The sequence below is a fragment of the Acidiferrobacteraceae bacterium genome, assembly GCA_037388825.1.
Lineage (GTDB): Bacteria > Pseudomonadota > Gammaproteobacteria > Acidiferrobacterales > JAJDNE01 > JARRJV01.
This window is the reverse complement of the sequence record JARRJV010000043.1, coordinates 1-5,951: the sequence shown is the minus strand read 5'-3', so window position 1 is coordinate 5,951 and position 5,951 is coordinate 1. Positions and strand designations below refer to the sequence as shown.

General features: G+C 61.3%; 6 protein-coding genes. 4 read left to right on the top strand and 2 right to left on the bottom strand.

The features are described from left to right. Together P8X48_08925 and P8X48_08920 are read right to left on the bottom strand one after the other, a co-directional pair. A partial coding sequence (locus tag P8X48_08925; protein MEJ2107436.1) for an FAD-dependent oxidoreductase occupies nt 1–997 on the bottom strand: 997 nt, incomplete at its 3' end. A gap of 173 nt (nt 998–1,170) precedes the next feature. Then, on the bottom strand, nt 1,171–2,043 hold the full coding sequence (locus tag P8X48_08920) for a DMT family transporter (GenBank protein MEJ2107435.1): 873 nt from the start codon (nt 2,041–2,043) through the stop codon (nt 1,171–1,173). Between the two features lie 49 nt (nt 2,044–2,092). Between P8X48_08920 and dapC the strand changes: the two genes are divergently transcribed. The 4 genes from dapC to P8X48_08900 all read left to right on the top strand — a co-directional run. After that, a complete protein-coding gene (dapC, locus tag P8X48_08915; protein ID MEJ2107434.1) occupies nt 2,093–3,298 on the top strand; it encodes a succinyldiaminopimelate transaminase in 1,206 nt (401 codons plus the stop codon). A gap of 24 nt (nt 3,299–3,322) precedes the next feature. Next, nucleotides 3,323–4,144, top strand: a complete 822-nt coding sequence (dapD, locus tag P8X48_08910; protein MEJ2107433.1) for a 2,3,4,5-tetrahydropyridine-2,6-dicarboxylate N-succinyltransferase — start codon at nt 3,323–3,325, stop codon at nt 4,142–4,144. A 10-nt stretch (nt 4,145–4,154) separates the two neighbouring features. Then, nucleotides 4,155–5,285 carry a succinyl-diaminopimelate desuccinylase gene (gene dapE / locus P8X48_08905; GenBank protein ID MEJ2107432.1) on the top strand — a complete coding sequence of 377 codons (1,131 nt, stop codon included), beginning with the start codon at nt 4,155–4,157 and terminating at the stop codon, nt 5,283–5,285. Between the two features lie 138 nt (nt 5,286–5,423). Then, nucleotides 5,424–5,951: CHASE2 domain-containing protein (locus P8X48_08900; GenBank protein ID MEJ2107431.1), on the top strand; the 528-nt coding region annotated here is incomplete at its 3' end.

The following is a 5,951-nucleotide window of genomic DNA, read 5'->3' as shown; positions in this document are numbered from 1 at the left end:
TCCCGCAACGCAAGGAGACGATGTCATCGCGACCCGGCGCCGGGTCCAGTTCCCTGTGCGCGTGCTCAAGAAGAAAAGCGAGATCCTTTTCATCAACGCGATAGCCGGAGGCAATATCTTCGACTTTCGTCTCGGTTGGGCCCCAGAGGGATACCGGCCCCCATGGCAGCAGGGTGAGCACATCCCCGTGTTCGCCCATCTCGAATACCAGGGGTGACTGGTGCTCGGCAGGCCGCGCAAGTCCAAGATAGACGCCCTTGCTCAGGAGATGGCGTACCGGCGACCGGATTCCGAAGCGACGGTTCACCTCATCGGTCCAGACACCGGCACAGTTGACTACCACTCTCGCCCGGGCCGTGACCTGATTAGAACCCAGGGTATCGCAGAGCTGCAGCGCCCAGGTACCGTCCCGTGCATTGAACAGGCCGTCACTCACCGCGCAGTAGTTCAGCGGGATCTGTTCTTCATTCTGGTGTGGGGTAATCCAGTGCAACACGAAGCGGGCGTCAGATTCACGAAGAACACCCTCTTCGTAGCACAGGGCCTCGAGGTGATTTCGCGATCGAATCAGGCTGCGCTCGGCAAAGTCGCGCTCTCGGCTGGGCGCATGCCGTTGAAACAATCCCATGGACCAGTACAGATAGAGGGCGGCCTGGACGAGTTGCGCACTGCGTCCGCCGTGGGCCGCCGGGATGTAGCGGATGGATTCCGCACGGACCCATTCCTTTCCGGAGCGAATCAGGGAATCACGCGCGCGGGAAAACCGGAACACGGCACGGAGATCGAAATTGCGCAGGTAAAGCAAGCCGCCCCAGACCAACATGCCCGAAGACTGGCTACTGGCCGCGGCAAAGTCGGATTGATCGGCAAGCAGGACGCGGTGTCCGCGTTGACAGAGGTGATGATACAAAGACGCGCCGGTAACGCCGCCACCGATGATTGCCACATCAAAATCGGTAGCGCCTGCCTGATCCCAGAACTGCTGACGTGCATTCACGGATCCTGCCTCCCGGCCCTGCATCCAGGCATAGCGACTGATTTATATCCAACAAACCAATGGAAGTACATTCCCGTCCACTGCAAGTTGATCGAAATCAATTTTCCTCAAGACCGGGAAGGAAGAGACGGGCTGTTCACGAAAAAGCAGCAAAGGTCCTCACAGATGCGCGGCTATGTCTTTTCCCGCCAGGCGCTCAGCAAGGCTGCGGCAACCACTAGTACGCCCCCGCCCCATTCCAGGGCGCTCATTGTCTCATTGGTTAACAGCTGTTGAGAGATTGCTCCCGCCACCAGTTCGAACAACAGGATGATGGCGGAACGGTGCACCGGCATATGGCTGACGCCATACTGGACCAACATGGTCATCACGACCGTACCGAACCAGCCGAGGGCCAGCACGCCAAGTACGAGTCTCGTAGTCACCGATGGGACCGCGATGCCCTGTATCCCGACGACGAGCGTGGCCAGTACCACGACCCCGATCCAGGCGCTCAGGGATTTCAGTGAGACGGGTATCTCCGAGCCATAACGCACGAACAGATTGGACACGGCGAAGGCGAAACCGGAACTCAATGCCAGCCAGTCGGTAGGGTCCCGGGGCAAGGGCAGGCCCGAACCGGAGCGCCACAACATCAGTGCCGCGCCTAGCAAGGCGATGATGAGCACTGCAATGGAACCCGTGCTGACCTTTTCCTTCAGCACCCACCACCCCAGGACCACGGCCCAAACGGGAGACAGGTAAAACAACAACAGCACCCGCATGATGTTTCCGTCCAATATTGCCAATACGAAGGCCAGATTGGTCCAACCGGCGCTCAGGCCCAGACCCAGCAGCAACCAGGGTCGCCTCCCAATCCAGCGCAGCTCGCCCCGGGCAAGAAACAGTCCGCCAAGAGTGGCCGCCCCATAGACATACGCGGTCAACCAGGGCCCTGCGAGTCCGTGGGCTTCCAGTACACGCATGGGGTACCACACCACACCCCACATGCTGGACCCGGCCAACAGCGCCGCAACTGGCCGCCATCCGGCTACCGGTTTGGCCACAATTCCTCCTTCCCGTATAATCCGCACGCCTTCGAACCCCGATCATTCCATGAACCCCCAGCTTGCGCGACTCCACGACTACCCGTTCCAGAAACTGGCGCGCCTTCTGGAGGGAGTGTCTCCGCCGGAAGGACAATCGCCGATCTTCTGGTCCGTCGGCGAACCGAAACACCCGGCGCCACCGCTGGTCATGGAAGCGGTGCAACGGAGCCTGTCCGAACTGTCGGTATACCCATCAACCCGTGGCCTGGATGACCTGCGACGGGCGATCGCCGGCTGGCTGAGTCGACGCTTCAACATTGCCCCGGACCGAATCGACCCCGCACGGCACGTGCTGCCAGCCAGCGGAACACGGGAGGCGCTGTTTTCCATTGCCCAGGCAGTGGTTCCGGCGAACGGTGACACCACGCCGGTGGTGATCCTGCCGAACCCGTTCTACCAGATCTATGAGGGGGCAGCGTTGCTGGCGGGTGCCGAGCCCTACTACCTCAATACCGTCGCTGGCAATGGCTACCGGATGGACTTCTCCAGCGTGCCCGTGGAGATCCTGGACCGTACGCGACTGGTATACGTCTGCAGTCCCGGCAACCCAACCGGGGCCGTGCTCGGCCGCGATGACTACCGGTTCCTGCTGGAACTGGCCGACCGCCATGACTTCCTGGTGGCCTCCGATGAATGCTATTCGGAGATCTACTTCGACGAGACCGCGCCTCCCGTTGGTCTCCTGCAGGTCGCTAGCGAACTCGGCCGCGATGACTTCCATCGGTGCCTGGTCTTTCACAGCCTGTCCAAACGATCCAATCTTCCCGGTTTGCGCTCGGGGTTTGTTGCCGGCGATGGTGCGGTCATGAAAGACTACCTCCAGTACCGGACCTATCACGGTTGCACCCTGTCGAATCTGGCACAGGAAGCAAGTATCGTGGCATGGAACGACGAACAGCACGTGCTCGCCAACCGGGAACAGTACCGCGAAAAATTCGATGCTGTACTGCCGATCCTGGAACCGGTCCTGTCGGTGCACAGGCCCGAGGCCGGCTTCTACCTTTGGGCCCGGGTTCCGGGAACGGATACGGAGTTCACCCGGGGTCTGTATGCGTCCACCGGCGTGAAGGTTCTGCCCGGCAGCTATCTGTCACGGGAGGCCCATGGCGCCAATCCGGGCGACGGGTACGTGCGCATGGCACTGGTGGCCCCGGTAGCGGAGTGTATCGAAGCGGCGCAACGCGTGGCACAGTACGCAAATTATCTTCAATAGATAAGAAACGACGGGGAAGATCCCATGAGCAACATCCAGAGCATCATCGACGACGCATTCGAACGTCGCGCCGACATTACACCGCGCAACGTGGACCCGCAGGTGAAGGACGCGGTCCTCGAGGCCATCGACCTGCTGGATACCGGCCGGGCCCGCGTCGCCGAAAAACAGGGTGACCGGTGGGTCGTGAATGAATGGTTAAAGAAATCGGTGCTGCTCTATTTCCGGATCGAGGACAACGGCTTCATCAAGGGCGGGTTCACGAATTACTGGGACAAGGTACCGGCCAAGTTTGCCGACTACAACTCACGCAGCTTTCGTGAAGGCGGCTTCCGCGTGGTACCACCGGCTTCGGTTCGCAAGGGCGCCTACATCGCCCCCGGCGCCGTACTTATGCCGAGCTACATCAATATCGGCGGTTACGTCGACGAGGGCACCATGGTAGACACCTGGGCCACAGTCGGCTCGTGCGCACAGATCGGCAAGAACGTACACCTGTCCGGCGGCGTGGGCATTGGCGGAGTGCTGGAACCCATCCAGGCGGCGCCCACCATCATTGAAGACAACTGTTTCATCGGCGCACGCTCCGAGGTAGTCGAAGGCGTCATTGTCGAAGAAGGTTCCGTGATTTCCATGGGGGTCTACATCGGCCAGAGCACCAAGATCTATGACCGGGAAACCGGCGAGGTGAGCTACGGTCGTGTGCCGGCCGGTTCGGTCGTCGTATCCGGAAATCTCCCGTCCAAGGACGGGACCTACAGCCTGTATTGCGCCGTCATTGTAAAGAGGGTCGACGCCAAGACCCGGGCCAAGGTCGGTATCAACGAACTGCTGCGGGAGATCTGAAGGATCCAATATGGCCGATCCCACTCTGGAACTGGCCCAGGAACTGATCAGTCGTGCGTCGGTGACCCCGGCGGATGAGGGCTGCCAGGACCTGATGATTGCCCGACTGGAAAAATTAGGCTTCCAGGTGGAGCGCTTGCGTTTTGCTGACGTGGAAAACTTCTGGGCGCGCCGTGGCGACCAGGCACCTGTGGTGGCCTTTGCCGGCCACACCGATGTCGTCCCCACCGGCCCGCTCGAGCAGTGGACCAGCCCGCCCTTCGAACCAAGCATACGTGACGGCCGCCTCTACGGCCGCGGTGCCGCGGACATGAAATCCTCTCTCGCCGCCTTCATCACCGCGATCGAAGATTTCGTCGCCCGCCATCCCGATCACGGGGGCTCCATCGCGCTGCTGATCACGGCGGACGAGGAAGGTCCCTCTGTCGACGGAACGGTGAAGGTGGTGGAGTGGCTCACCGAGCGCGGGATCGGGATTGACTACTGCGTCGTCGGGGAACCGGCATCCGAGAAGACCTTGGGGGACGTGGTGAAAAACGGGCGCCGTGGCTCCCTCAACGGGCGCCTGACCGTGCGCGGACGCCAGGGCCACGTCGCTTACCCGCACTTGGCCGACAATCCCATCCACAGGGCCCTTCCGGCCCTGGCCACCCGTGCCGGCGAAACCTGGGACCAGGGGAGCGAACATTTCCCGCCCACCAGCTTCCAGATTTCCAATATCCATGGCGGGACCGGGGCCGAAAACGTCATCCCGGGCGACCTGACCGTGGATTTCAACTTCCGCTTCAGCACCGCGGTCACGGAGGCCGAGCTGCGCTCCCGCACCGAGGACGTCCTGAAGGCCCACGGGCTGGAATTTTCCCTTGAATGGCGGCTCTCCGGACAACCCTTCCTGACGGCACAGGGGCGCCTGCTGGAAGCGGTCAAACAGGCCATCCGCGACGAAATTGGCCCGGATCCCGTCCTTTCCACGGGGGGAGGCACCTCGGATGGGCGATTTATCGCCCCCATGGGGGCCGAAGTGGTGGAATTGGGGCCGTCCAACGCCACCATCCACCAGGTGAACGAATGCGTGGACGTCACCGATCCCGACCGACTTTCCCGGATCTACGCCAAGGTCCTCGAAATCCTCCTGCCCTGAAACACTGGCGGCCAGGGCCTCTGGCGGCTATATACTGGCTGTATACTCAATCACTTATAATCTACACTTAAGACAAAACCGGGGTCGGGCCAAATTCGCTCCGACCGCATAAAAACAGGGGCGCATGAGGAATTCCGATTGATTTCCGGGCTGTGGAAAAAAGACTGGCTCATAGCCCTATTGCTCACCGTTCTCGTCATAGTCCTCGCCCGGGGGCAGGGTTTCCTTTCCAAGCTCGAGCGGGTCGCCTACGACGTAGGGGTTAGCCAAACCCACCGTAGCACCAAGGCCACGGACAACGTCGCGATCGTCGCCATCGACGAGCCCAGCATCAAGCAGATTGGTCGCTGGCCCTGGTCTCGCGGGGTTTTGGCGCGAATGATGCGGAAGCTGGCCCATGCCCGCAGCAAGGCGGTCGGGCTGCAGATCATCCTGTCCGAACCCCAGACGGATCTCGGTCTGAAATACATCCACGATCTGACCAGGTACGTAAACAAGACCCGCTACCCGCGCGCGGCGCGCGGTGAGATCCGAACCATCCAGAGGAAACTGCGCAGCGCCGAGTACGCACTCAATGTCGACTCGCAACTCGCCCGGGCCCTCCTGGTACGCCACAACGTATTCATGCCGATGGTATTCAAGATCGGCAGCCCCCTGGGTGATCCG